General features: G+C 52.0%; 2 protein-coding genes. Both read left to right on the top strand.

The genetic code is table 11. The features are described from left to right. A partial coding sequence (locus K0040_RS22550) for a glycine radical domain-containing protein (protein WP_272491589.1) occupies positions 1-154 on the top strand: 154 nt, incomplete at its 5' end. Between the two features lie 13 nt (positions 155-167). Further along, a partial coding sequence (locus tag K0040_RS22545) for a Rid family detoxifying hydrolase (RefSeq protein ID WP_228110468.1) occupies positions 168-444 on the top strand: 277 nt, incomplete at its 3' end.

Here is a 444-nt window from a genome sequence, read left to right as displayed (position 1 = left end):
AATGAATCGGGAAATGCTGCTGGATGCCATCGAGCACCCGGAAAAATATCCTAACCTGACAATCCGTGTCTCTGGCTACGCCGTGCGCTTCAACGCACTGACCCGTGAACAGCAACAGGATGTTATTTCACGTACTTTTACCCAGGCGCTCTGACGCCGGAGGATGTATGAAAAAGATTATCGAAACGCAACATGCCCCAGGCGCAATCGGCCCTTATGTTCAGGGCGTTGATTTAGGCAGCATGGTCTTCACCTCCGGGCAAATTCCGGTTTGCCCGAAGACCGGTGAGATCCCGGCTGATGTGCAAGATCAGGCGCGTTTAAGCCTCGAAAACGTCAAAGCGATCGTGGTTGCTGCCGGGCTGAGCGTGGGCGATATCATCAAGATGACCGTGTTCATCACCGATCTGAATGATTTTGCCACCATCAATGAAGTCTATAAGC

The sequence above is a fragment of the Terrisporobacter petrolearius genome, from assembly GCF_020748185.1.
GTDB lineage: Bacteria > Bacillota > Clostridia > Peptostreptococcales > Peptostreptococcaceae > Terrisporobacter > Terrisporobacter petrolearius.
This window is presented reverse-complemented; position numbering and strand designations above follow the sequence as displayed.